We start from the raw sequence: 22,603 nt of genomic DNA, 5'->3' as shown, positions 1-22,603 counted from the left end.
ATGCGCGATGGAGGGCTTTGTGACCGGGTGCCGGCCCTGCCGGCGGTCGGTCCGGGCGCCGCCGGTTGCCCGGAAGGGTTCGCGGCCTGACCGCCAGGGCCGCCCGCTTCCTCCGCGCCATGCCGTCGGCGGCGACGGACGGGGCCCGTGCCGTCCCGCGTTCCAGGCGCTCACCGCGGAGGTCGTCGACGAGCGGCAGCGCCGACAGGCCGCCATCGCCCTCGCCGTACGCGTCACCGCGCTGATCGCACGGGGACGTTGCTGATCGGAACCGCCCTGCTGCGGCTCCTCCCGCCCCGGGGACCGGGGAGGCGGGGATCTCGGGGCGCCCGCCATTTCACCCGGCACACCCCGATAAGACCTCTAAGCCTGTTTCCGGCCCACCATCTCGTTGATCCAGATGGGCGCGAACGGGGAGGTGCAGCCCGGGGACGTCGGGTAGTCCTTGAGCACCTCCAGGCGCTCGCCGATGGCGAGGGCGCGGGCGCGGTGCTCGGCGTGCTCGATCCCGATCTGGGCCAGGCAGTGGTTCATCGCCCACTGCAGGCGATCCGGGGCGCCCTTCATCTCCGCCTCGATGACGTCGAGCAGCCCTTCGAGGTCGAGACCCTCGGGCTTCTTCGCCACGCGTTCGGTGGTCAGCGCCCAGCCGGCACTCGCGACCACCGGATCCGGATCGGCGAACCAGGCCAGGCGCAGCTCTTCGGCGTGCGGGCTCTTCTTCACCACGTAGTTCACGAGCCAGTCGTGCACCTTGGGCGCGCGCGCCGCGCGCACCATGGCGTCCAGCTCGTCACGCGCGAACGCCTTCGGGCGGCAGATCAGGAGCGCCAGCAGTCTCGCCGCGGTGTCATCGGTCTCCCAGAGCCGGTACGCGAGCTCCTGCTGCGTCTTCAGCCGCTTGGCGAGCGCGCGCAGCTTGCCGAGGTTCACACCGTGATCGTCACCGTGTCTCTCGTTCACCTCGCGCATCTTCGGGTCCTCGAGTCCGGCCAGCTCGGCCATCACCTCGGCCACCGTCGTCTCGGTCAACGTGGTCTCGGCCACCTCAGCCTCCTGTCCATGACGTGCGAGATGCAGCCTACGACGGAAGCCGGCCTCCTGTCGTACGCGGCGGCCCGCCCGGGACCGTGCACTGGGGGATGATTTTGGATAATTGTCTGCTTTGTGAATTAGTGCGCAGAAGGCTGGGGGAAATTTCCCTAATGTCAGCGATACCGGACGACAAAGGGGCCTCATCCGAGCAGCCCTCAGTCTGGTAAGGGGAACGAGGACACCATTCGTATTCGCAACCTTCTCGCCGGCACCGCAGTGGCCGGGGCGCTGCTCGCAGGTGCCGGGGCGGCGCCCGCGGCCCAGGCCGACACCGCGACCACCACCCAGGCGAAGGCCGTTCAGGCCGGTCCGAAGCACAATTTCGGCCCCATTTACTCCAACGGCACCGAGAGCCTTCCCAAGGAGTCGTACTTCAGGGGGTACCTGCAGAAGCGCGGCGGCAACTACTACTTCTCCGGGGACCTGGGCGACCGGCACAACGGCGACGGCGACTACAGCTACGTCTGGTTCAAGTACTACGACAGCAGTGGCTTCCACAGGGACGTTTACCGGTCCGACGACCGCCGTCGTCACTTCGGGGAGATCCGCTTCAAGCGTGATCTCAAGATTCGCGTGTGCGAGGGGAACACCCGGAACAGCGGATGCGGCAGCTACAAGGACGTGTTCTAACCACTCCGGGGTAAATCATCCCAGCAAGTGTTCCGACATGCGGCGCCCCGCCGGTGATCCGGCGGGCGCTCGCCCGTCTCAATCGAGAGTCCCGAAAGAGGGGAGGGCTCGTATGCGTTCCGACGTCACGTTGCGGCCACTCGACGAGAGCCTGCTGCGTGGGCTGCTTGACGCCGCGGTCGCCGACGCGGACCCGCTCGAGGTGATGCCCCCGGTAGAGGGACCCGCGGGGTGGACGGCCGAGCGGCGGGAGACATTCGTACGGTTCCACCGGTCGAGATCGCTGGCGGCCGAGCCCGTGGGGACCACCTACGCCATCCTCGTCAAGGAGGAAGTGGTCGGGGCCGCCCGGCTGTTACCCCTCGCGGACGCCGGACGAGCGGTCGAGGCCGGGGTCTGGATCGGACGCACCCATCGTGGCAGCGGAGTCGGTGGCGCCGTTCTCAGGCAACTCCTCGACCTCGCCCGAGCCGGCGGCGCCCAGCGCCTGGTGGCGAGCACCACCGCCGGCAACACGGCTGCCCAGCGGCTGCTCACCACGCTGGGGGCCGACCTCACCCGGGACGGCGACGCGGTCACGGCCCGGCTGGACCTCCGAGACGTCGACTGACCGGCCACGAGCGCGCGCTTCGGGCCGGACCAGGGGAGCGCTTCAGCACAGTCGAGCCGACATCTTGCAGACAGGAGCGCATTCGATGCCCCGAGAAGTCATCTCCACGCCAGAGGCGCCCGAATACCCCACATACAGCCAGGCGGTGAAGGCGGGCAACACGATCTACGTCGCCGGGACGATCGGCGTCGACGTGGCGACCGGCGAGCTGGCCGGGAACACGATCCAGGAGCAGACCCGCCAGTCGTTACGCAACTGCCAGGCGATCCTGCGCGCCGGCGGTGCGCGGCTGGCCGACGCCGTCATGGTCCACACCCTGCTCCTGCGGCCGGAGGACGCCGACGGCGTCAACGAGGTCTTCGACGAGTTCTTCCCGGACGTGCGGCCGCCGCGCTGCGTGAGCAAGCTGGGCGTCGACCGGCCGGGAATTCTCGTGTCGATCGCCATGGTGGCCGTCACGGACTGATCGCCGGGCCCGCCCCGGCGGTCGGCCGGTCGCGGGTGCGACCGGCCGACGGGAAGGACTCAGTTGATGCCGAACCCGGAGGGCCATCCCCAGTTGGAGATGGACGCGGGGTAGCCGGGATCGACCGTTCCGGCACCGGCGTCGCCACGGGTCACCCGGACGTACAGGTTCCCGTCGAAGAAGTAGCACTTGGTCGCGGAGTAGAGTGCCGCGTCGATGCCGCTCGCGCCGAAGCCGGCGGGCCATCCCCAGTTGGAGATGGGTGCGGGGTAGCCGGGGTCGACGGTTCCGGCGCCGGTGTCGCCGCGGGTGACGCGTACGTACCGGTCATCCTTGAAGAAGTAGCACTTGGTTCCGGAGTAGAGTGCCGCGTCGATGCCGTTGGCGCCGAAGCCGGCGGGCCATCCCCAGTTGGAGATGGGTGCGGGGTAGCCGGGGTCGACGGTTCCGGCGCCGGTGTCGCCGCGGGTGACGCGTACGTACCGGTTGCCCTTGAAGAAGTAGCACTTGGTTCCGGAGTAGAGTGCCGCGTCGATGCCGTTGGCGCCGAATCCGGCGGGCCAGCCCCAGTTGGAGATGGGTGCCGGGTAACCGGGATCGACCTTTCCCGCGCCGGTGTTCCCGCGGGTCACCCGAATGTAGTGGGTCCCGTCGAAGAAGTAGGTCTTGGAACGCGAATAGAGCGCGGCGTCGATTGCCATCGGACCCTCCATGACCGGCGGAATTGACGGCACGAGAAATTCGGGCCTGACCGCGCGATCTCACCAGAGCCTAGGTGCACGCCGGCATCCGGGGATCAGGGGCCGCCCCAGGGATATCCCTAGTGACGTCCCGCGTTCCGGCACGTCCAGCTCCGGCGGCCCGGCCACAGGCGGGCTCGGGGCAGTAATTGGGCCGCTCGTGGACGCGGTGTCGACGACGGACACGGGTGGCGGCGGTCAGGACCATGACCCCGGCCGGCAGGTCGGTGAGTTCCCGGACGTGCATCGTGACAGCACTCGTACCCGGCGCCGGGGTGGCGAGCGGGCCGACACGGAACGAGGGCCCGGCCCTCGTTCCGTGTGGCGGGACTACCGGGGCACGCGGCGGGTCACGTGGTGGTCCGAGGGGACGCGGCCCAGGTGTTGCACGATCCCGGAGCGCCGCTGTTGTAGCCGCGCGTCATCCAGGCCGCCTGCGTGGGGCCCTTGCCGTGGTCGTTCTGCGGCCAGGCCTTGGCGCCGTTCTTCCGGAACCAGTCGACCGTGTAGTCCCACTCCTCCTCGGTGAACAGCGACCCGCCGCGCAGCGTCGACATGAAGACGGCGGAGAAGCATTCGGCCTGGAGTTCGGAGTTGCGGGAGAGCTGCAGGCTCTGGGACCTGCCGGCGGTGGACCGGGCCTGCCAGTAGTAGGTCCAGATCTTCGAGATCTGCTGCACGTGGTGGCCGTACTCGTGGGCCACGAGCCGCGTGATCGCCAGCGGGAACGGCTGGCGGAGCTGCTCCTTGCTGATCAGCATGTACATCGTGCGGTTGGAGGAGCAGTAGACGCCCTGGGCGCCGACGTTCCACTTGCCGCAGGGCGTGTTCACCTTGCTGGTGATGATGCGCAGCCGCGGCTTGGCGAACGGCATCTTCGCCTTGCGGAACTGCGCGCCCCACGCCCTGTTCAGGCAGTCGGTCACGCGCGTCAGAAAGCGACGGTAGGCGTTGGTGCTCCCGGACGGCAGCGTGCCGGGCGAGCAGGCCACGTTCGCGAGGCGGCCGGTCTTGTAGATGCGGTTCGCGGTGGCCAGCGCCTTGTTCGCGGCGGCCACCCGGCTCTGGACGCCTGCCGCGGCCTGCGCGGGGACGACCTGCTGGGCCTGGCTGAGGGGGGTCGTCGCCGCCGTGGCCGCGTCGGTGAGGACGAACACCTGGGAGGCCGTGGCCACCGTGAGCGCCACGCCCGCGGCCGCCAGCGCCGCGCGTCTGCTGTTAGCAACATAGTTCATAGGTTGCAAAAGACTAGGTCAAGATTGGACATAGTGGGGTGGAATTGACTCGATCAAGTGAGTGAATGCAGCCGCGACGGCCCAGGCCGACGGCCGGCTCAGGCGGAAGACGGCATCCCGGCCGGTGCGGGGCACTCCGGCGGTTCTGCGGGTGAGGGGCTCAGCCCAGGTAGAAATCCCTGCGAGCGGCCACGAACGCCTCGATCGTCCGGGCAGGCGCGCCCGTCACCCGTTCGACGTCGTCGGACGCGCGGTCGTAGCGGTTCTCGCGGTGCAAGCGGGCCATGGTGGCGATGTGCTCCTCGGTGTGCGGCGGCAGGCCCGCCTTCGCGAGCACCTCGGCCCGCCACCAGTCCAGCGGTACGTCCAGATAGGACACCGGACGCCCCAGCGCCCGGGAGAACTCCTCGGCCAGCTCCGTCATGTCGACCGTGCGCGGCCCGGTCAGCTCGTAGACGTGCCCGACGTGCGGGGCGGGGTCGCGCAGCACGGTGGCGACCACCCGGGCGACGTCGTCGGCGGCGATCGGCGACGTCCGCCCGGTGCCGAACGGCAGCGCGATCGTGCCACTTGCCCGGATCGAGCGCGCCGCCAGCGTGGTGAACAGCGGATTGTCCAGGAACGACGTCGGCCGGATGTGCACCACCGGCAGGCCCGACCAGTCGAACACCTGCTCCGCCAGCCAGTGCAGCCGCTGCTGACGAGACTCCGCGGTGCTGGTGGCGGTCATCTGCGACACCGTCATCTGCGACATGTCCACCAGGCCGGCCAGCTCCCCGTGCTCCTTCGCCACGGTGGCCACCACGGTCGCCGCCAGCAGATGGTCGGGCGACACGGGCATCGCGAAGTACATCGCTCCGGCCCCCTCCAGCGCGGCCGCGACGCTCTCGGGCCGGGTCAGGTCGCCGAGGACCACCTCCGCGCCGCGCGCACGCAGCTCGGCGGCACGATCATCGTCGCGGCGGACCATCGCGCGCACCGGCACGTCCTGCGCCCGCAGCCGGTCGAGGACCGCGCGGCCCACGCCACCGGCGCCGGCGACGAGGACAAGGTCGCTGGCAACCATCGCTCATCTCCCCCCGGTAGCGGTCATACCCCGTTCTGGCCTCACGACCTGGGTGAACACGGCTGCGGGCGCCCGGCTCGCGTCAGGCGGGGTCGGGAAGGATGATCGACCCGGCCAGCCTGCCCATCGTCTCGAGCCGGGCGATCTGCTCGTCGTCCAGGGGCGGCGGCGTCTCGCCGCTCCTGGCGGGCGTCGCGTGGTCGGCGATGATCTGCTCGATCCCGGGCGGGGTGAACATGAAGAGCATTCGCGCGGCGTGCATGCGCTTGTTCTGGAAACAGTGGCGGATGCCCCGGGGAACGTGGACGAAGTCGCCCGCGACGGCGGTGAACCGGTGGTCGCCGTCCAGGAACTCCAGTTCGCCGTCAAGGATGTAGAAGGTCTCCTCCTGTTCGGGATGGATGTGCGGTACCGGCCCGCCGCCTGCCGGGACGGTGGCCTCGATGAGGCCGAAACCGCCGTTCGTCTGTGCTCCCGTCGCCTTGACCGTGTAAACGTCGCCGGCGGCCCACACGGTCGGGCCCTGCCCGGAAGGTACGTAGAGAGCGCCGCGAGTGGTGTATCGGGGATCGTCGGCCGGCTGGAAGGAAAGGCTCACGCCAAGCTCCTGTAATTCGCAAGGTAAGTTTTCGGGAACAGGCTGCCGGTCCTCTGAGACACCCACAAGAAGGCAGTTGTGTGTGCCGTAGTACCAGGGAGGGAACTGACATGGCGGAAATCGCCGAACAGGCCGCGGAATCGGCGGCTTCCTGCGACGAGCTCCAGAGCATTCTTTCGCGTGTGGGCGAGAAATGGGCACCTCTGGTGATGGGGGAGCTCGGCTCCGGGCCGCGGCGCTTCAACGAGTTGCGGCGGTCGCTATCGCCCATCACCCAGCGCATGCTGACGGCCACATTGCGCGGGCTGGAACGCGACGGGCTGATCACGCGAACCGTGCATCCCACCGTCCCGCCCCAGGTCACGTACGATCTCACCGATGCCGGGCGGGAGCTGCTCGGCATCATCAGCCAGGTCGCCAACTGGGCCGGCCGGCATCTGGAGGCCATCCACGCCGCCCGGGCGGCGTTCGGTGGCCGATGAGCTGGCATTTTTTGACAGACCGAATCTGGATATCTAATATCCAGGTTGTGCGAACGGGCAAGGGCGTCGAGTGGGCGGTGCACACGCTGCTCAATCTGGCGTGGTCGGGGGACGGCGAGCCGGTGGCCACCGCGCAGCTGGCCGCCGGTCACAACCTCTCGGTGTCCTACCTGAACAAGCTGCTGCAGCAACTGGTCAGGGCCGGCCTGCTCGAGTCCGTCCCGGGTGCGCGCGGCGGCTTCCGGCTGGCCCGCCCGCCGGCGACCGTGTCGCTGCTGGACGTGGTCCTGGCCATCGAGGGAGACGCGCCCCTGTTCCGCTGCGCCGAGATCCGTCGGTGCGGCACCATCGGGGAGCGCTGCCCCGACGCCGCCTTCGCTCAGCCGTGTGCGGTCAAGACCGCCATGGGGCGAGCCGAAGCGGCCTGGCGGCAGGCGCTGGCCGAGCAGAGCCTGGCTGACGTGCAGGCCGCGGCCGACGCGCACGCTCCCACCGTGGCGGCACAGGTTCGCCAGGCGCTCGGGCGCTGATTCTCCTTCTCGCGCGGCATGGCCGCGCGATTTTTTCGGAGGTGAACCTGGATAAAACATATCCAGATTTTTCTGATCGACCCGGGCGGGACCGTTGCCCGCTGCGGACCAAGAGCGAACCGGTGTCGCACGACGTGTGCTTCACCGACGTCAGGAAAGATGAACCAAGATGGATCTGAAACTCGAACTCATCGTGCTGCCCGTATCCGACGTCGACCGGGCCAAGGCCTTCTACGAGGCGGCCGGATTCCGGCTGGACGTCGACAAAGCCGTCAACGAGGACTGGCGCGCGGTGCACCTCACGCCGCCCGGCTCCGAGTGCTCGATCATTTTCGGCACGGGGATCACCTCCGCCGCGCCCGGCTCCGTCCAGGGCCTCTACCTCATCGTCTCCGACGTCGAGGCGGCCCGCGCCGAGCTCGTCGGCCGCGGCATCGAGGTGAGCGAGGTCTTCCACGATGCCGGAGGGCTCTTCTACCACGGTCACGATGCCGGAGAGGTCACCCACCAGGCCGGCGGCCAGGGGCGGGTGGCCGGGCCGCACCCCGCGCGTGCCGACTACGGCTCCTACGCCACCTTCAGCGACCCGGACGGCAACGGCTGGGTGCTCCAGGCGGTCAAGCAGCGCGCTCCCGGTCGCTGACATCTCCCGGGATGTCCGGGAGGAGGGCATCGCCGAGCCGTGCGCGCAGGGCGATCGAATCCCCGCTCAGCAGGGTACGTTCGTCCTGCTCGACATCTCACATCGTTGGCGGGGGACCTGTCATGCAAGCCATCACCGTCCGAGACCGCGCCGCCGGTCTGGCCGGCCTCTCCCTGACCGAGGAGCCGTACCCGCACGCCGCCGAGAACGACGTCGTCGTACGGGTGCATGCCGCGGGGTTCACCCGGGGAGAGCTCGACTGGCCGGGAACGTGGTCGGATCGCGCGGGCCACGACCGGACGCCGAGTGTGCCCGGGCACGAGGTGTCCGGGATCGTGGTGGAGCTGGGCTACGGAACCACCGGTCTGAGCGTGGGGCAGCGGGTGTTCGGGCTGACCGACTGGACCCGCAACGGCTCGCTGGCCGAGTACGTGGCGGTGGAGGCGCGCAACCTCGCGCCCCTGCCGGCCGGCATCAGCCACACCATGGCCGCCGCCCTGCCGATCTCGGGGCTGACCGCATGGCAGGCCCTGTTCGACCACGGCCGTCTCGCCGCCGGCCAGACCGTACTGATCCACGGTGCGGCGGGCGGCGTCGGCTCCGTCGCGGTGCAGCTCGCGCGAGAGGCGGGAGCCCGGGTGATCGGCACCGGCAGGGCCGCCGCCAGGGACACGGCACTCGGTCTGGGCGCGGATGTCTTCCTTGATCTGGAGGCCGATCGCCTGGAGGACGTCGGTCAGGTCGATCTGGTGCTCGATGTGATCGGCGGCGACATCCTGGACCGTTCGGCCGCGCTGGTGCGCTCCGGCGGCACACTCGTCACCATCGCCGCGCCGCCGACGGTCCTGCCCCGGAACGGCCGGGCGATCTTCTTCGTCGTCGAACCCGATCGCGCCCGGCTCGCCGACCTGGCCCGGTGGCTCCGGGACGGACGGCTGCGCCTGATCGTCGGGGCCGTGCGCCCGCTCGCCGAGGCGCCCGCCGCGTTCGCGCCCGCGCAGCCCACCCCCGGCAAGACGATCATCCGCGTCACCGAGGGGGAATAGGCGGCCGCGTGGCAGCGTGGGGCGGCTGCCGTTCGCTCCGGCGCGCGAATCGGTCCACCCCCGTGGCGGATCAAAGGGATCAGGTTCCGGCGACGGTGTACCGGCTCGTGATCGCCACCCGGTTGAAGGCGTTCATCACGGTCGACAGCCAGGCGACGGCCGAGATCTGCTCCTCGGACAGCACCGCGGCGGCCGCCGCGTAGTCCGCGTCGCTCACCTGGCCGTCCGACACCCGCGTGATCGCCTCCGTCAGGCGCAGGGCCGCGCGCTCGGTCTCGGAGAAGTAACCGGTCTCCGCCCATGCGGGCAGGACCGCGAGGCGGTCCGTGCTCTCGCCCTTCCTGAGCGCGTCGCGGGTGTGCGTCCGCAGGCAGAACGCGCAGCCGTTGATCTGGGAGGTGCGGATTTTCACCAATTCGATCAGGAGCGGGTCGAGACCCGCCGCTGCGGCGCCTTCCTCCGCGGCCGCCGACATGGCGATGAGGGCTTTGTAGCCGGCCGGGTGCTGTTTTCCGATATTGACGCGCTGTTCAGTCACGGATTTCAGTCTAGGCGGCGTGAAATGCCGGCCGTCGGGGGGCTCGACCGGGTGTGCATGGGCGAATCATCGCCAGGGCTTGAATTCGTCTTTGGTTATCCGGCGAAATGCCTGGACAGCGTACCCGGAAATGCTTCGGCAGGACAGGAGGGCCGTCATGGTCCGAGTACGGTTTGTCCGGGGATTTCTGGTTGCCGGAATGGCGGCCGCGGTCGCCGCGTGCGCTCCCACGGTCGAGCGCGCGGGCGGCAGGGTGCCGGTCGGTGGCCACGCGCCGGTTGCCGTCACCGTCACGCAGCCACCGTCCGAGACGCTGTCGCCGCTGCTGGAAAAGGCGCTGCCGAATGTCCCTGGCAAGACGTTCACCTCGGCGATCGCGGACTTCCCGCCCACCGCTCGCGCGGTGTCGCACCGGCACGGCAACGCCTTCGTGTACGCCTATGTGCTCGAGGGCACCGTGCGCAGCCAGCTCAGCGGCGAGCCGGTGCGTACTTACCGCCAGGGCGAGAGCTGGGTCGAGCCGCCGGGTGCCCACCATGTGCTCGCGGAAAACACCAGCCGGACGAAATCGGCGAAACTTCTGGTCATTTTCATCTCCGACACGGGGGACAAGCTCAAGGTCGATGATCGGCCAAGATAAGGCATCGGTCCGCGCAATGGGGAGTCAACAGGCCGCTGCGGCGGAGCCGGATCACCGTACTCGACGACGCCAGTTCCTTGTCTTGGAAAAGCCCCAGTCGGGCTCCTTTGGCATGCCCGGCTAAGCGGTTACTTTCCGTGCATGACGCAGCCATCGTCGTCCGCACCGGAACCCCGCGACCAGCGAAAGTCGCCTCGTCAGCGCTGGGCGTGGCGGTGGGGTGGCCTGGTCAACCTCAGCAGGTGGCTCTGGCGCGAGGCCAAGTGGCTCCTCGTCGCCGTCGCCGTGCTCTTCGTGGCGACCGGTCTGGTGATCGGCTGGGTGGAGGCCTACGAGATCCTCATGGGGTTCCGCTCTCCGTCGAATGCCAAGCACTCTGTGCTGGCATGGGCGCTTTCCATCGTGGGGTGGGCGATCATCCCGGCCCTCATCGGTGCCGTGGTGGGATATCTCTGGCTCTGCAAGAAACCACGCTGATGGGATGGGACGTGCCGTACCGTGCTGGTGCCGTGCGGCGGGTCGCCGAGCGGCTCGGGCGGCACGAGCCCGGTGATCACGCGCGGGGGACAGGTGGCTAACTCCGGCCGGTCACGCCCTCCAGGATCGAACGGAGCGGCGTGGCCGGACGCTGGAGGAGGCTCTCGAGTTCGGGCCCGGTGGTGGCGAACTCCCCGCGGCGGGCCGCGCGGAACATGCCGAGCAGCAGGCCGGCCTGTTGCTCCGGCACGCCGTGGCCGACCAGCGTGGCCGCCCACTCGGCATCGCCGGCGACGACGCGGCTGATCGGCCGGCCGGTGAGTTCGGTGACGATGCGGGCGACGTCCTGGAGGGCGAGCGCGACCGGCGCGGTGAGCGGCGGGGTCGGGCCGTCGAACCGGCCCTCGTCGGCGAGGATGACCGCCGCCGCTTCGGCGAGGTCGGCGTGCGCGGTCCACGACACGGGGCCGTCCGCCGGCGCGACGAGTTCACCCGTCTCGAGTGCCTGGCCGAGCAGGAGGCGGACGGTGTCGGCGTAGAACCCGTTCCGCAGCGCGGTGAACGGCGTGCCGGTCTTCTCCAGGTAGCTCTCGGTGGCGGCGTGGTCGGGCATGGGCGCGAAGAGCGAGTCCTCGGCGGCGCCCTGGTGGCTGGTGTAGAGAATCCGGCGCGCACCGGCATCGCGCGCGGCCTCGATCGCCGTGACGTGCTGGTTGAGGGCCGCCTCGCCCGTCTGGCTCGTCGAGACGATGAGCACCTGGGTGGCGCCCTCGAACGCCTCGGCGAGGGAGACCGGGTCGGTGAAGTCGCCGCGCCGCACGCGTACGCCACGTGCGGCCAGGTCGCCGGCGCCATCGGCGTCGCGAACGCTGACGCCGACCTGCCCGGCCGGGACCCTCTGGAGCAGCCGACCGACGATCTGGGAGCCGAGCCGGCCCGTGGCGCCCGTGATGATGATCATGTCTCGTCCCTTCCGACGAATAACGGTGATAGCAACAGTGATAGCAACATGGATATCACAGATGCCCTATCATCGGAAACATGGTGAAGGTGAGGCCGGACCGGCAGGAGACGCGGGCGAACATCGTGGAGGTCGCGGCGCGGCTCCTGCGCGAGCAGGGCGCGGCCGCGGTCACCACACGGGCCGTCGCCCAGGCGGCCGGCATGCAGGCGCCGACCATCTATCGCTTCTTCGAGGACAAGGACGCGCTGCTCGACGCCGTCGCCGAGCACGTCTTCAGCACCTACGTCAGCGAAAAGGCGCACGCCGGGGCCGGCGACGACCCGCTGGCGGACCTCCGGGCCGGATGGGAGGCGCACATCCGGTTCGGCCTCGCCAACGCGGCACTGTTCGGCCTGCTCACCGACCCCGGCCGGGGGGCGCCTTCACCGGCGGCGGCCGCCGGGCTGGAGGTCCTGCGCGCCAGGGTGCACCGCGTCGCGGCAACGGGCCGGCTGCGGGTCGCCGAAGGCCGGGCCGTCGAACTCATCCACGCCGCCGGCACCGGCGCCGTCCTCACCCTGCTGTCCGCCCCGCCGGAGGATCGGGATCTCGGCCTCGCCGACGCGATGTACGAGGCGGTGCTGCGGGCGATCCTCACCGACGGGCCGGCGCTGCCGTCCGACGACACGAACGCGGTGACGGTCGCGTTCCGGGCCGTCGTCCCGAAGCTGCCGGCGCTCACCGGCGCCGAACGCGCCCTGCTGTCCGAATGGCTGGACCGGACGAGCGGCCCGGCGAGCGGCCCGGCGAGCGGCCCGGCGAGCGGCCCGGCGGCCGGTTCCGCCAGGTGAGGGTCCTGGCCCGCCGGCGCGGTGTGCTCAGTGCGGCAGGCCGACGAGCCGGGCGCTGTGGCTCCACAGTGCCTGCGCCAGTTCGTCGCTGCGCGCCAGGTCTGACGGGGCCGGCCAGGTGAGCCGGGCCCGGCGCAGGGCGGCGTAGGTGTGCCCGTCCGGGGGTGTGGCGAGGCCGAGAGCCAGGTCGGCGAGGGCGTTCCCGGCGGCGGCGCGGGTGTTGAGATGGGGGTTGAGCCTGCCCAGCGGCCACCCCAGCACCGATGCGCCCAGCAGCGACCAGGCCGTCCGCAAGGGGAACGGCAGGCTCTTGGCCAAGCCGGTCCCGAAGACCTGCCCCGGATCGTAGGCGATCGCGGCGAGTCGCTTGGGCCGGTCGTCGCGGTGCTCGGACAACGACCGTGCGGTGAGCACGGCGCACAACTTGGAGGCGGTGTACGCGTGCTCGCCCGCCTTGCGCGGCCGGGGGTCGAGACCGGCGTCGCGATCGGGGTGCGCCAGCAGTTCCGGGTCGGCGTGGCGGGGCGGCGTCAACCCGGCGTGCGTGGCGGGATCGTGCGTGCCGCTCGTGGTCAGCACGACGGTCGCCCCGTCCGCCAGGACCGGCAGCAGCAGGCGTAACAGCAGGTAGTGCGCGAGGTGGTTGACGGCGAAGGTCGTCTCGAAACCGTCGGCGGTCCGGCCGGCGACGTCGGGGAGGATCAGGCCGGCGTTGAGCAGCAGCGCGTCGACGGGGCCACCGTCCAGCCGTTCGCGTACCGCCGCCGCGAAGGTGCGTACCGAGTCGAGCTCGGTCAGGTCGAGCGGGATCGACTCGCCGGCGGTCGCCGGTCGGCGCGCGCCCAGGATCAGCCGGGCGCCGCCCGGCTGCCGCGTCAGCCGTTCGGCGGCGATCGCGCCGAATCCTGACGTGCCGCCGGTCATCACGATCGTTGCCACGCCGCCTCCCCGGTCATCCATGTGCGTCACGACCCAGTGAACGCCGCCGCGGCGAGACGATCCATGTTCCGGGCGCTCGTATCCATTTCTGCCTGTCTACACTGGGGTCGTGGACCCGCTCGCGGACCTTCTCGACGGCGTCCGTGCCCGCAGCGCGGCGTTCTGCCGGGCGATCCTCGAACCGCCCTGGTTGATGCGCATCGCCGACGGCGCCATGCTGGCCCTGGCCACCACGCTGCGCGGGCACGCCTGGATCGTGCCCGACGAGGGTGAGCCGGTGCTGATGCGCACCGGGGACGTGGTCATCATCAAAGGGCCGGACCCGTACACCATCGGCGACGACCCGGCCACCGCGCCGGACACCATCGTCCACCCGGGCAACCGCCTGACCACCATGGACAACGTCGACATCACCGACGACCTGCGGCTCGGACCGCGGACGAGCGGGCACGACCCCGACGGGTCGGCGATCGTGGCCAGCGGGACCTACCAGGTCAGCGGGGACGTGAGCGAGCGGCTCCTGAACGCCCTGCCGGACATCGTGCTCGTGCCGCGGGCGAGCACGCAGGCCCCGATCATGGAGCTGCTGGCGCAGGAGGTCAGCAGTGACGGGCCCGGCCAGCAGGTCGTCCTCGACCGGCTCCTGGACCTGGCGCTGATCGCCACCCTGCGGGCCTGGTTCGCCCGCCCGGAGACCCAGGCGCCCGGCTGGTACCGGGCGCAGAGCGATCCGCTGATCGGTCCGGCGCTGCGGCTGATCCATGACGACCCGGCCCATCCCTGGACGGTGGCCTCGCTCGCCGAGAAGGTCGGCGCCTCGCGCGCGGCGTTCGCCCGCCGGTTCGCCGCCCTCGTGGGCGAGCCGCCCATGACGTACCTCACCGGCTGGCGGATGGCCCTCGCCGCCGATCTGCTGCGGGCGTCAGAGAGCACGATCGACTCGGTCGCCCGGCATGTCGGCTACGCCAACGCGTTCGCGCTGAGCGTGGCCTTCAAACGGGTCCGCGGCGTGTCCCCGAGCCGCCATCGCGCGGGCGTGTGAGTCCGCCCCGATCGGGGGGCCACACGTCGGGGTGGCCGCGCCGGTGGGCGGACAAGTTTGTGATCAAGGCCAAGTGCGCGATCTGGTAGTGGAGTATCGTCCGGCACGGGTGATTCGCCCCAAGGCGCTCCAGGCGTGCGGCGTTTGACACCCTTTACGGCTAACCGCTATCTATTGGCTAGCCGTTAGGGGGTGGAGCGGCCGTGATGGGGCTTGCTCCCCGACCACCGATTGACGTCGCTGGATGAGTGAACAAGGACCTGTGAGTAACAACAGCTATGACCCGGAGCCGACCCGTCGTCCCCAGAGCGCCGAGGGGCGGCCCGGCGCATCGGCTCGGCCGGGGAGGCGTCATCGCTCGTCCCAGGGCAGCACGCCCGGCCACGGCTCCTCCCGTGAGGAGAGTGCACGCGTAGGGCGGCGCCGCGCGGCGGCCGTCGAGGAGGCCCAGGCCCCGCAGCCGGGTCCCGGCCGGCGGAGGAGTGGCGGCGGCGGGGCGGGGGATGAAGGTGCCGGCGGCGGGCGGTCGGACGGGGACGGTGGCGGCGGCTCCCGGCGTACCGGCTGGAAGCGGTTCATCCCCAGCTGGAAGATCGTGGTCGTCGGCGTCACGGTCCTGGTGGCGGGTCTCTTCGGCATGATCATGGTGGCGTACGCCCTCACCCCGTTACCTTCGGGCACCCAGCAACACGCCGTCGAGCAGGGCAGCATCATCTACTACCGGGACGGCAAGACCGAGATCGCGCGCCTCGGCACCAAGCGCGAGATCGTCCCGATCTCCAGGATCCCGCTGCACGTTCAGGACGCCTTCATCGCCGCCGAGAACCGTACGTTCCGCACCGACCCGGGCATCTCGGTGTCGGGCATCACGCGAGCGGTGTGGAGCACGGTGACCGGCCAGCAGGTCCAGGGCGGTTCGACGATCACGCAGGAGATGGCGCGCGGCTACTACGACGGCCTCAGCCAGGAGCGGACGCTCCAGCGGAAGGTGAAGGAGATCTTCGTCGCGATCCGCGCCGGCCAGGAGATGACGAAGGACCAGATCCTGGCGAACTATCTCAACACGATCTACTTCGGCCGGGGCGCGAACGGCATCCAGGCCGCCGCCCAGGCGTTCTTCGACAAGAACGTGGACAAGCTGACCCCCGCCGAGGGGGCCTACCTGGCGGGCCGGATCCAGAGCCCGAACGCGTTCGACCGGGCGGAGGCCAAGAAGAACTGGGCACCGACCCGGGAGCGGTTCGCGTACGTCATCGAAGGCCTGACGATCGTCGACCCGGCGAAGTACGGGCAACTGCCCAAGACGGCGAAGTTCCCCAAGCTCGCCAGGCTGGAGAAGAAGGAGACCCTCAAGGGCATCAACGGCTACATGGTCGACATCGTCCAGCGCGAGCTGGAGAAGCGGGGGATCACCAAGGAGAGCCTGCGCAGCGGCGGCTACCGGGTGACGACGACGTTCGACAAGAAGCTGATGCTGGCCGCGAAGAAGGCGGTCGAGACCAACCTCGCCGGCGTCAATGACAAGCACGTCCACGCGAACATGGCCGCCGTGGACCCGCGCAACGGGCAGGTGATCGCGTTCTACAGCGGCCGCGACTACCTGAAGAGCTTCAACAACAACGCCTTCGACGCCTACAAGCAGGCCGCGTCGGCCTTCAAGCCGTACGTGCTGGCCGCCTGGCTGGAGCGCGGCTACAGCCTGAAGAGTTACGTGTCCGGCAACGGACCGGTCACGCTGCCGGGCACCAAGCCGATCGGCAACTCGCACGACGTGGGCGCCGCCGTGCAGATCGACCGGGCCACCGCCGAGTCGGTGAACACGGCGTTCGCCACGATGGCGGAGGAGGTCGGCCTCAAGGAGGTCGAGAAGATCGCCGAGGGCGCCGGGATCGACAAGGAGAACCTGGAGCAGGCCATCAAGGACCACGCGTACGGCATGTCGATCGGCGCCGGCCTGGTCACCCCGGTCGAGCAGGCCGCCGGGTACGGCATCTTCGCCAACCGCGGCGTCCACCACGACGCGCACGTGGTCATCTCGGTCAAGACGTTCAAGGGGATCAGCGTCATGAAGGAGGCCGGCCGGCCCAGGACGGTCATCAGCCCCGACACCGCCGCCGACGCCACGTACGCGATGCAGCAGGTGGTCAAGTACGGCACCGCCAGGGGCACCTCGCTGCCCGGCGGCCGTCCGATCGCCGGCAAGACCGGCACCAACAACGAGAACAAGGAGGCGTGGTTCGCCGGCTACACCCCGCAGCTCTCGGCGGCCGTCGGGATGTACAAGGAGATCCCGCAGACCGACCCGAAGACCAGGAAGGTCATCAAGGACGCCAACGGCTACGCCCTGCAGAAGGAGGTCTCCCTCGGGAACATCCAGGGCGCCGGTACGCCCACCAAGATCTGGCGTGACTTCATGACGATCGCGATGGCCGACAGGCCGGTCGAGCCGTTCCCGGCGCCCGCGTTCGGCGGTGACACGCACGACCTGGTCCAGAAGCCGACGCCCAAGCCGACCCAGGACCCCTCCGACGACGGCGGCGACGACGTCGGAGATGACCCGGCCTGCTCCGCCGACCCGGCCTGCGGCAGCCCGGACGACGGCGACGTCGGCGGCGACGACGACCCGTTCGGGAACGACGGCGACGAGACGCCGGACGGGGACGGCGATCCCGCCGACACCACCGTCTCTGACGGGGACGGGGTCTTCGGGGGCGGCTGAGCCCGCCTGCAGGGCCGAGCGCGCCCGCTCACCGCGCCGGGCAGGGCCGCCGGAAACCATTCCGGGCCCATGGGTGTACAACAGGCATGAGATCACGCGAAGCGCGAACGCTGCTCCTTGTCGCCCTGGTGTTGACGCTCGTGGGCGCGGGCGGTCCCGCCCGGGCCCGGACGGGCGGGACGGCGGTCACCCTTCTCGACCCGGTGCCCGCCGCGTTCACCCCGCACGTGACCCACACGCTCGGGTTGTGGGTGCTGGAGAACGACGTCCATCCGCCCGTACAGGCCGGGTCGGGCCGGTACGGGCTGAGGTTCACCTCGCCGTCCGGCGCGACGACGTCGTTCACGGCGGTCCGGATGAAGGAGCGGGGTCACTACGCGGTCGCCGTCGCCCTGGCGCCCGGCTCGTACCGGGTCCACGCGCTCCAGGGCATCCTGGCGCCGTTCGCGATCGGCACCCTGGCCGTCCCCGGCGCGCTCAAGCCTGATCCGCTGCCCCGGCACCTGCGCGATCGCGACGGTCTGGTGGTGACGGATCACTGGGGTCGGGTCCGGCCGCCGGGGTTCCCCTCCATCGGCGGTGGCAAGGTCCGGATCGACGCGGACGTCATGCGGATCCGGTGACCTACTGGTCGGGCGCCTCGGCGAGCGACAGGCTGTTCCCGTCCGGATCCAGCACCTCGACGTGGCGTACGCCGTTGCCGTAGGTCTCCACCGGTTCGTGGCCGATGCCGTGCTCGGCGAGGCGGGCCAGGATGTCGTCGAGGTCGGTGACCCCGAGTGTGATCATGGCCGCGCCCACCCGGGAGGCCCGTACGTCGCGGGCGTCGACGACGACCCACGCGTTCTCGCCGACCTGCCACAGGTGCTCCTCGCCGATGACCTCGTCCGCCGGGCGCCCGAAGAACACCCCGAACCACCGCAGCGCCTTGGCCAGGTCAGTCACCGGCATGATGCTGTACAGGTCCACTCTGACCATTCCTTTCCGTCGTCGAGAGGTTGGACCGGTTCCGCGATCAGAACTCATCGTTCGTACGGATTGGCAGGGGTGTAAGCGTATTCACAGCGTCGATCTCGCTATTGACAGTAACAGCTCCCCATGTTGATATCTGTCTCTAGTAAACGGTTTAACTCTTCGAGGCAGTGCGTTCCCTGGTGCTCATGGAGGAGATCGATGACGGCACGAAACCGGCGCGTGCGGGCGCTGACGCTCTGCGCCCTGACCGGCCTGGCGCTCGGGGCGACGGCGGGGCCGGCGGTGTCCGCCCCGGTGCCGCGATCGGCCTCGCCACAGGCCCCGGCGGCAGGCCCGCGGCTCATGGAGCGGCTCGACCGGGGCGTGGTGGCCGTGCGGTCGGGGGAGAAGGAGGTGCTGGTCAGCTGGCGGCTGCTCGGGCTCGATCCCGAGGGCATCGGTTTCGACGTCGAGCGGTCCACCGACGGCGGGCCGTACCGCAGGCTCAACCGCAAGGTGCTGACCGGCGGCACCAACTACGTCGACGCCACCGCCGACCTGGGCACGTCCAACCGCTACCGGGTGCGGCCGGTGGTCGACAGCCGGCCGCAGCCGCCGAGCCGGCCGTTCACGCTGTCGGCGGGCCATGCGACCGAGCCGGTGGTACGCGTCCCGCTGCGCGAGGGCGGGCGGATCAAGTTCGTCTGGGTCGGTGACCTCGACGGCGACGGCGCCTACGACTACGTCCTGGACCGCCAGACGGCGCCGCAGAAGCTCGAGGCCTACCGCAGCGACGGCGCGTTCCTGTGGGAGCTGGACCTGGGCCCCAACAGCGTGCAGCAGAACAACATCGAGGGCGGCTCGGCCACCATCGACGTCGGCCACAACGACGGCGTGACGGTCTACGACCTCGACAGCGACGGCCGGGCCGAGGTGGCCGTCCGGGTCGCGAACGGCGTCACCTTCGGCGACGGCACCAGGCACACCGAGACCGACGACGTACGCCAGTCCATCGCGATCCTCGACGGACGCACCGGCGCGCCCAAGGCGACCGCCCCGGTGCCCGACGACTACGTCGCCGACGGGCCGATGTACGCCCGCTTCGGTGTCGGCCACCTCGACGGCCGCGCCCCGAGCCTGGTCGCGTACATGAAGAACCGGATCGGCAACGGCGACTTCAACCTCATGTACACCGCCTGGAAGTTCGACGGCCGCTCGCTCACCCAGCAGTGGAAGTTCCTGCGCGGCGACCAGGACCTGCCGGACGGGCACAACACCCGCATCGTGGACGTGGACGGCGACGGCCGCGACGAGGTCGGCGAGATCGGCTTCCTGCTCAACGGCGACGGCACCCTGCGCTACAGCCTCGCCCCGCAGGGGGTGATCCACGGCGACCGGTGGTTCGTCGCGGACATCGACCCTGGCCGCAAGGGGCTGGAAGGGTACGGCATCCAGCAGGACCACCCCGGCGGGCTGCTCGACTACTACTACGACGCCGCCACCGGCGCCATCATCTGGAAGCACAGCAGCACCGAACCCGGCGCCGACGCGGGCCGGGGCATGGTCGCCGACATCGACCCCCGCTTCCCGGGCATGGAGGTCTGGTCGATCAACGGCGAGGTGAACTACGAGCAGGGCAGGCCCACGGGCCTCTACAACGCCGCGACCGGTCAGCTGGCCGAACCCGACACCACCAAGCAGCCCTGGCCGCACATGGGCGTGTGGTGGGACGGCGACCCGCTGCGGGAGCTGTTCAACGCCGACCCCTTCCCCGACCGGCGCGACGCCAGGATCGAGAAGTGGGACCCCGCCGACCCGGCCCAGCCGTGGGCGTTGCCCCGCGTCGTGACCACCTCGGAGTACGGCGCGGTCACCGCTCTGGGCAACATGGTCTACCCGCACCTGGTCGGCGACATCCTCGGCGACTGGCGCGAGGAGGTGGTGCTGACCAGCCCCGACAACGACGAGCTCGTCATCTTCACGACCGACCGGCCGACCGGCACCCGGCTGTACACCCTCGCCCACAACCCGGCCTACCGCAACGGCCTGACCCTCAAGGGCTACCTGCAGTCCAGCAACGTCGACTACTTCCTGGGCCACGGGATGACCGCGCCGCCCCGGCCGAACATCGGGTACGCCGGTCCGCCCCGCGGCGAGTAGACCCGGGAAGCACCCGATCGCCGTGCGGGAACGCGGGATCGAGGTGCGCCCCCCTCGGGCTGGACGCCGTCCGGCCGGTCTCCGAGGGACCGGCCGGGGCGGCGGCAGCCGAACGCCCGCGCGGTTACGCCTCCGGCCGCTGCGAGAAGCGCACCATGTTGCCCGCGGGGTCACGGAACGCGCAGTCGCGCGGGCCCCAGGGCTGGTCGATGGGCTCCTGCAGCACCTCGGCGCCGGAGGCCCGCACCTTCTCGAAGGTCGCGTCGACGTCGTCGGTGCGGAAGACGATCATCGGCAGGGCACCCTTGCCGAGCAGGTCCAGGACGGCGTCGCCGTCGGCCCGGGAGCGGCCGGCGTGCGGTTCGGAGAGGACGAACTCGGGGACCGGCAGGCCCGGGCTGCCGAGGGTGACCCAGCGGAAGTCGCCGGAGGGGACGTCGTTGCGCACCTCGAGGCCGAGCGCGTCCCGGTAGAAGGAGAGCGCCTCGTCCACGTCGGTGACGGTGATGTGGCAGTACTGGAGTGCGATGTTCATGCGGCCAACGCTAGGCAGCGGCCACCGCGTTCCGCTTCTCCGATCCTGCTCGGCATCGGCCGATCTGGGCCCGCCGTCAGCGCCTTCCCATCCAGGAGTAGAGGGCGTCGTGCAGGTGTTCGAAGGAGTGGTCGACGGGATCGCCTGGCCGCTCCGCGCCGTCCAGGAGCCCGGCCGGATCGCCCTGCGGGCTCCAGGCGTACCCGTACGGGCTGGCCGCGGACTCGCCCTGCTGGAAGAAGACCACGCCGTGCTCCCGGCTGACCTCCTCGAACTCCATCCCCGCGACGGTGCGGGGGCACAGCCGGTCGCCCTCGTTCAGCGTGCGGGCGACCGCCTCGACCTCCGCGGCCGCGCGGACGAACCGGTCGTCCCCGGAGCCACGGAAGACCACGAGCGCCATCGTCAGGGCGCCCGCGAGCACGAGGACCCCGAAGAACGCCGCCACTCTGGAACGCTGAACGCGCACCGGCATCGCGACCCCCGGTTGATCGTCGTGAACAGGGTTCCGGATGATCCTAAACGGTGGGGTCAGCCGCGCAACAGCGGCAGCAGTTGATCGCCCTGGCGCTTGATCTCGGGCAGGTAAGGGGTGTCGGAGAGGACGAAGTGGGTGACGCCGAGGGCCTGGTACCTGCGCAGCGACTTCGCCACGTCCTCGGCCGAGCCGACCAGCCAGGTCGTGCCCGCGCCGCCGCCGCCGTACTTGCCGGGGGCGGTGTAGAGGTTGTCGTCGAGCACCTCGCCCCGCGCCGCCAGGTCGAGCAGCCGCCGCTGGCCGACGGCGGCGTGCCGGTTCGGGTCGCGGGCGATGGCGCCCTTCGCCATCTCCGCGACCTTGGCCTCGGCGTCGGCCCAGGCCTGTTCGGTGGTGTCCCGTACCAGCGTGGTGATGCGCAGCCCGTACTCCAGCGGTGGGTGCTCGCGTCCGAGCTCCGCGCTGAGCCGTCTGAGCCGCTCGATGCGCTCGCCGACGCCCTCCAGCGGCTCGCCCCAGAAGAGCTGCACGTCGGCCTCGGCGGCGGCGACCCGCTCGGCGGCTGCGGAGGCGCCGCCGAAGTAGACGCGGGGATGTCTGCGCTCGCCCCGGACGACCGGGCGCGGCACCACGGTGGAGTCGGTGACGCCGAAGTGCTCGCCGTGGTAGGTGACGCTCTCCTCGGTCCAGAGCCGGCGCACGATGCGGAGGAACTCCCTGGTACGGGCGTAGCGGTGTGCCTGGTCGCCCTCGCTGTCACCGTACGCCGCCAGGTCGTCCTTGCCCGAGACGACGTTGATCAGCACCCGGCCCCCGCTGATGTGGTCCAGGGTCGCGGCGGCGGAGGCGAACTTGGCCGGGTGCCAGTAGCCGGGCCGGACCGCGATCAGCGGCTGGAACGTCGTCGTCCGCGCGGTCAGCGCGGTGGCGACCGTGAAGGTGTCGGGCCGTCCCCAGCCGGTGCCGATCAGCGCGCCGCCCCACCCGTGGTCCTCGAGCGCCCTGGCCTGGCCGGTGAGGGTCTCCAGGCTGTTGTGGTCCTGGACGACGTCGTCGCCGCGGTGGCCGGGCTGCGCCTGGTTCGGGATGTACCAGAGGAACTGGAGGCTCATCGGCGATCTCCCTGTATAACCTACTCTACATGTAGGTAAAGCATAGATCTAAGGTGCGCTGTCCCGATACCCCG

General features: G+C 70.4%; 26 protein-coding genes. 14 read left to right on the top strand and 12 right to left on the bottom strand.

Translation table 11 applies throughout. The annotated features are described in order from the left end of the window. Positions 1-363: 363 nt before the first annotated feature. The gene (locus ACBJ59_RS25130; RefSeq protein WP_375112833.1) at positions 364-1,005 is read right to left on the bottom strand and encodes a DNA alkylation repair protein; all 642 of its coding nucleotides are present in this window, start codon (positions 1,003-1,005) and stop codon (positions 364-366) included. A 306-nt stretch (positions 1,006-1,311) separates the two neighbouring features. Between ACBJ59_RS25130 and ACBJ59_RS25125 the strand changes: the two genes are divergently transcribed. From ACBJ59_RS25125 to ACBJ59_RS25115, 3 genes are all read left to right on the top strand, one after another. Continuing rightward, positions 1,312-1,725: a hypothetical protein gene (locus ACBJ59_RS25125; RefSeq protein WP_375112689.1), complete on the top strand. Its 414-nt coding sequence runs from the start codon at positions 1,312-1,314 to the stop codon at positions 1,723-1,725. 112 nt (positions 1,726-1,837) lie between these two features. After that, entirely contained in the window at positions 1,838-2,335 is a 498-nt protein-coding gene (locus tag ACBJ59_RS25120; protein ID WP_375112688.1) for a GNAT family N-acetyltransferase, read from the top strand. Positions 2,336-2,420: 85 nt separating this feature from the next. Then, positions 2,421-2,801, top strand: a complete 381-nt coding sequence (locus ACBJ59_RS25115; protein ID WP_375112687.1) for a RidA family protein — start codon at positions 2,421-2,423, stop codon at positions 2,799-2,801. A gap of 59 nt (positions 2,802-2,860) precedes the next feature. Here ACBJ59_RS25115 and ACBJ59_RS25110 read toward each other — a convergent pair whose 3' ends face one another. The 4 genes from ACBJ59_RS25110 to ACBJ59_RS25095 form a co-directional block, all read right to left on the bottom strand. Beyond that, entirely contained in the window at positions 2,861-3,502 is a 642-nt protein-coding gene (locus ACBJ59_RS25110; protein ID WP_375112686.1) for a hemopexin repeat-containing protein, read from the bottom strand. A gap of 389 nt (positions 3,503-3,891) precedes the next feature. Next, positions 3,892-4,776: a neutral zinc metallopeptidase gene (locus ACBJ59_RS25105; RefSeq protein ID WP_375112685.1), complete on the bottom strand. Its 885-nt coding sequence runs from the start codon at positions 4,774-4,776 to the stop codon at positions 3,892-3,894. Positions 4,777-4,936: 160 nt separating this feature from the next. Next, positions 4,937-5,842 (bottom strand): NAD(P)H-binding protein, encoded by a 906-nt coding sequence (locus ACBJ59_RS25100; protein WP_375112684.1) that lies wholly within the window; start codon positions 5,840-5,842, stop codon positions 4,937-4,939. A gap of 82 nt (positions 5,843-5,924) precedes the next feature. Then, positions 5,925-6,440, bottom strand: a complete 516-nt coding sequence (locus ACBJ59_RS25095; protein ID WP_375112683.1) for a cupin domain-containing protein — start codon at positions 6,438-6,440, stop codon at positions 5,925-5,927. Between the two features lie 110 nt (positions 6,441-6,550). Here ACBJ59_RS25095 and ACBJ59_RS25090 point away from each other — a divergent pair, with 110 nt between their 5' ends. From ACBJ59_RS25090 to ACBJ59_RS25075, 4 genes are all read left to right on the top strand, one after another. Continuing rightward, positions 6,551-6,922 carry a winged helix-turn-helix transcriptional regulator gene (locus ACBJ59_RS25090; protein ID WP_375112682.1) on the top strand — a complete coding sequence of 124 codons (372 nt, stop codon included), beginning with the start codon at positions 6,551-6,553 and terminating at the stop codon, positions 6,920-6,922. Positions 6,923-6,969: 47 nt separating this feature from the next. Then, positions 6,970-7,452 (top strand): RrF2 family transcriptional regulator, encoded by a 483-nt coding sequence (locus tag ACBJ59_RS25085; RefSeq protein ID WP_375112681.1) that lies wholly within the window; start codon positions 6,970-6,972, stop codon positions 7,450-7,452. Between the two features lie 169 nt (positions 7,453-7,621). Further along, positions 7,622-8,095: a VOC family protein gene (locus tag ACBJ59_RS25080; protein WP_375112680.1), complete on the top strand. Its 474-nt coding sequence runs from the start codon at positions 7,622-7,624 to the stop codon at positions 8,093-8,095. 122 nt (positions 8,096-8,217) lie between these two features. Then, complete coding sequence (locus ACBJ59_RS25075) at positions 8,218-9,141, top strand: NADP-dependent oxidoreductase (RefSeq protein ID WP_375112679.1); 924 nt, start codon at positions 8,218-8,220, stop codon at positions 9,139-9,141. 79 nt (positions 9,142-9,220) lie between these two features. Here ACBJ59_RS25075 and ACBJ59_RS25070 read toward each other — a convergent pair whose 3' ends face one another. Then, a complete protein-coding gene (locus ACBJ59_RS25070) occupies positions 9,221-9,679 on the bottom strand; it encodes a carboxymuconolactone decarboxylase family protein (RefSeq protein ID WP_375112678.1) in 459 nt (152 codons plus the stop codon). 157 nt (positions 9,680-9,836) lie between these two features. Between ACBJ59_RS25070 and ACBJ59_RS25065 the strand changes: the two genes are divergently transcribed. Both ACBJ59_RS25065 and ACBJ59_RS25060 read left to right on the top strand, forming a co-directional pair. Further along, the gene (locus tag ACBJ59_RS25065) at positions 9,837-10,319 is read left to right on the top strand and encodes a cupin domain-containing protein (protein ID WP_375112677.1); all 483 of its coding nucleotides are present in this window, start codon (positions 9,837-9,839) and stop codon (positions 10,317-10,319) included. A 141-nt stretch (positions 10,320-10,460) separates the two neighbouring features. Then, a complete protein-coding gene (locus tag ACBJ59_RS25060) occupies positions 10,461-10,796 on the top strand; it encodes a DUF6313 family protein (protein WP_375112676.1) in 336 nt (111 codons plus the stop codon). A 97-nt stretch (positions 10,797-10,893) separates the two neighbouring features. Here the strand turns inward: ACBJ59_RS25060 and ACBJ59_RS25055 are convergent, their stop codons facing one another. Further along, positions 10,894-11,757 carry an NAD(P)H-binding protein gene (locus ACBJ59_RS25055; protein WP_375112675.1) on the bottom strand — a complete coding sequence of 288 codons (864 nt, stop codon included), beginning with the start codon at positions 11,755-11,757 and terminating at the stop codon, positions 10,894-10,896. A gap of 80 nt (positions 11,758-11,837) precedes the next feature. On the opposite strand from ACBJ59_RS25055, the gene ACBJ59_RS25050 reads away from it, so the two are divergent. After that, positions 11,838-12,590: a TetR/AcrR family transcriptional regulator gene (locus ACBJ59_RS25050; RefSeq protein WP_375112674.1), complete on the top strand. Its 753-nt coding sequence runs from the start codon at positions 11,838-11,840 to the stop codon at positions 12,588-12,590. A 27-nt stretch (positions 12,591-12,617) separates the two neighbouring features. Here ACBJ59_RS25050 and ACBJ59_RS25045 read toward each other — a convergent pair whose 3' ends face one another. Continuing rightward, entirely contained in the window at positions 12,618-13,529 is a 912-nt protein-coding gene (locus tag ACBJ59_RS25045; protein WP_375112673.1) for an SDR family NAD(P)-dependent oxidoreductase, read from the bottom strand. Between the two features lie 109 nt (positions 13,530-13,638). On the opposite strand from ACBJ59_RS25045, the gene ACBJ59_RS25040 reads away from it, so the two are divergent. The 3 genes from ACBJ59_RS25040 to ACBJ59_RS25030 all read left to right on the top strand — a co-directional run bounded on the left by ACBJ59_RS25040 (position 13,639) and on the right by ACBJ59_RS25030 (position 17,913). Continuing rightward, entirely contained in the window at positions 13,639-14,571 is a 933-nt protein-coding gene (locus ACBJ59_RS25040) for an AraC family transcriptional regulator (RefSeq protein ID WP_375112672.1), read from the top strand. 262 nt (positions 14,572-14,833) lie between these two features. Then, on the top strand, positions 14,834-17,290 hold the full coding sequence (locus tag ACBJ59_RS25035) for a transglycosylase domain-containing protein (protein ID WP_375112671.1): 2,457 nt from the start codon (positions 14,834-14,836) through the stop codon (positions 17,288-17,290). An 86-nt stretch (positions 17,291-17,376) separates the two neighbouring features. Further along, a complete protein-coding gene (locus ACBJ59_RS25030; protein ID WP_375112670.1) occupies positions 17,377-17,913 on the top strand; it encodes a hypothetical protein in 537 nt (178 codons plus the stop codon). A gap of 1 nt (position 17,914) precedes the next feature. Here ACBJ59_RS25030 and ACBJ59_RS25025 read toward each other — a convergent pair whose 3' ends face one another. Continuing rightward, positions 17,915-18,259, bottom strand: coding sequence for a VOC family protein (locus ACBJ59_RS25025; RefSeq protein WP_375112669.1), 345 nt, complete (start codon positions 18,257-18,259; stop codon positions 17,915-17,917). A 204-nt stretch (positions 18,260-18,463) separates the two neighbouring features. On the opposite strand from ACBJ59_RS25025, the gene ACBJ59_RS25020 reads away from it, so the two are divergent. Continuing rightward, the gene (locus ACBJ59_RS25020; protein ID WP_375112668.1) at positions 18,464-20,404 is read left to right on the top strand and encodes a hypothetical protein; all 1,941 of its coding nucleotides are present in this window, start codon (positions 18,464-18,466) and stop codon (positions 20,402-20,404) included. A 124-nt stretch (positions 20,405-20,528) separates the two neighbouring features. On the opposite strand, the gene ACBJ59_RS25015 is transcribed toward ACBJ59_RS25020, so the two are convergent. From ACBJ59_RS25015 to ACBJ59_RS25005, 3 genes are all read right to left on the bottom strand, one after another. Next, the gene (locus tag ACBJ59_RS25015; protein WP_375112667.1) at positions 20,529-20,939 is read right to left on the bottom strand and encodes a VOC family protein; all 411 of its coding nucleotides are present in this window, start codon (positions 20,937-20,939) and stop codon (positions 20,529-20,531) included. Between the two features lie 76 nt (positions 20,940-21,015). Then, positions 21,016-21,387: a hypothetical protein gene (locus ACBJ59_RS25010; RefSeq protein ID WP_375112666.1), complete on the bottom strand. Its 372-nt coding sequence runs from the start codon at positions 21,385-21,387 to the stop codon at positions 21,016-21,018. An 83-nt stretch (positions 21,388-21,470) separates the two neighbouring features. Next, the gene (locus ACBJ59_RS25005; RefSeq protein ID WP_375112665.1) at positions 21,471-22,529 is read right to left on the bottom strand and encodes an LLM class flavin-dependent oxidoreductase; all 1,059 of its coding nucleotides are present in this window, start codon (positions 22,527-22,529) and stop codon (positions 21,471-21,473) included. Positions 22,530-22,603: the final 74 nt, after the last annotated feature.

The sequence above is a fragment of the Nonomuraea sp. MTCD27 genome, from assembly GCF_041950495.1.
GTDB lineage: Bacteria > Actinomycetota > Actinomycetes > Streptosporangiales > Streptosporangiaceae > Nonomuraea.
Note: the sequence above shows the minus strand (reverse complement) of the source record. Positions and strands in the feature narration are given on the sequence as shown.

Bases quoted from the DNA above. Each gene is read 5' to 3' on its own strand.
- ACBJ59_RS25030 (WP_375112670.1), top strand. From the start codon at position 17,377: ATGAGATCACGCGAAGCGCGAACGCTGCTCCTTGTCGCCCTGGTGTTG.
- ACBJ59_RS25080 (WP_375112680.1), top strand. From the start codon at position 7,622: ATGGATCTGAAACTCGAACTCATCGTGCTGCCCGTATCCGACGTCGAC.
- ACBJ59_RS25020 (WP_375112668.1), top strand. From the start codon at position 18,464: ATGACGGCACGAAACCGGCGCGTGCGGGCGCTGACGCTCTGCGCCCTG.
- ACBJ59_RS25015 (WP_375112667.1), bottom strand. From the start codon at position 20,939: ATGAACATCGCACTCCAGTACTGCCACATCACCGTCACCGACGTGGAC.
- ACBJ59_RS25090 (WP_375112682.1), top strand. From the start codon at position 6,551: ATGGCGGAAATCGCCGAACAGGCCGCGGAATCGGCGGCTTCCTGCGAC.
- ACBJ59_RS25075 (WP_375112679.1), top strand. From the start codon at position 8,218: ATGCAAGCCATCACCGTCCGAGACCGCGCCGCCGGTCTGGCCGGCCTC.
- ACBJ59_RS25050 (WP_375112674.1), top strand. From the start codon at position 11,838: ATGGTGAAGGTGAGGCCGGACCGGCAGGAGACGCGGGCGAACATCGTG.
- ACBJ59_RS25060 (WP_375112676.1), top strand. From the start codon at position 10,461: ATGACGCAGCCATCGTCGTCCGCACCGGAACCCCGCGACCAGCGAAAG.
- ACBJ59_RS25110 (WP_375112686.1), bottom strand. From the start codon at position 3,502: ATGGCAATCGACGCCGCGCTCTATTCGCGTTCCAAGACCTACTTCTTC.
- ACBJ59_RS25105 (WP_375112685.1), bottom strand. From the start codon at position 4,776: ATGAACTATGTTGCTAACAGCAGACGCGCGGCGCTGGCGGCCGCGGGC.
- ACBJ59_RS25130 (WP_375112833.1), bottom strand. From the start codon at position 1,005: ATGGCCGAGCTGGCCGGACTCGAGGACCCGAAGATGCGCGAGGTGAAC.
- ACBJ59_RS25120 (WP_375112688.1), top strand. From the start codon at position 1,838: ATGCGTTCCGACGTCACGTTGCGGCCACTCGACGAGAGCCTGCTGCGT.
- ACBJ59_RS25005 (WP_375112665.1), bottom strand. From the start codon at position 22,529: ATGAGCCTCCAGTTCCTCTGGTACATCCCGAACCAGGCGCAGCCCGGC.
- ACBJ59_RS25100 (WP_375112684.1), bottom strand. From the start codon at position 5,842: ATGGTTGCCAGCGACCTTGTCCTCGTCGCCGGCGCCGGTGGCGTGGGC.
- ACBJ59_RS25065 (WP_375112677.1), top strand. From the start codon at position 9,837: ATGGTCCGAGTACGGTTTGTCCGGGGATTTCTGGTTGCCGGAATGGCG.
- ACBJ59_RS25055 (WP_375112675.1), bottom strand. From the start codon at position 11,757: ATGATCATCATCACGGGCGCCACGGGCCGGCTCGGCTCCCAGATCGTC.
- ACBJ59_RS25115 (WP_375112687.1), top strand. From the start codon at position 2,421: ATGCCCCGAGAAGTCATCTCCACGCCAGAGGCGCCCGAATACCCCACA.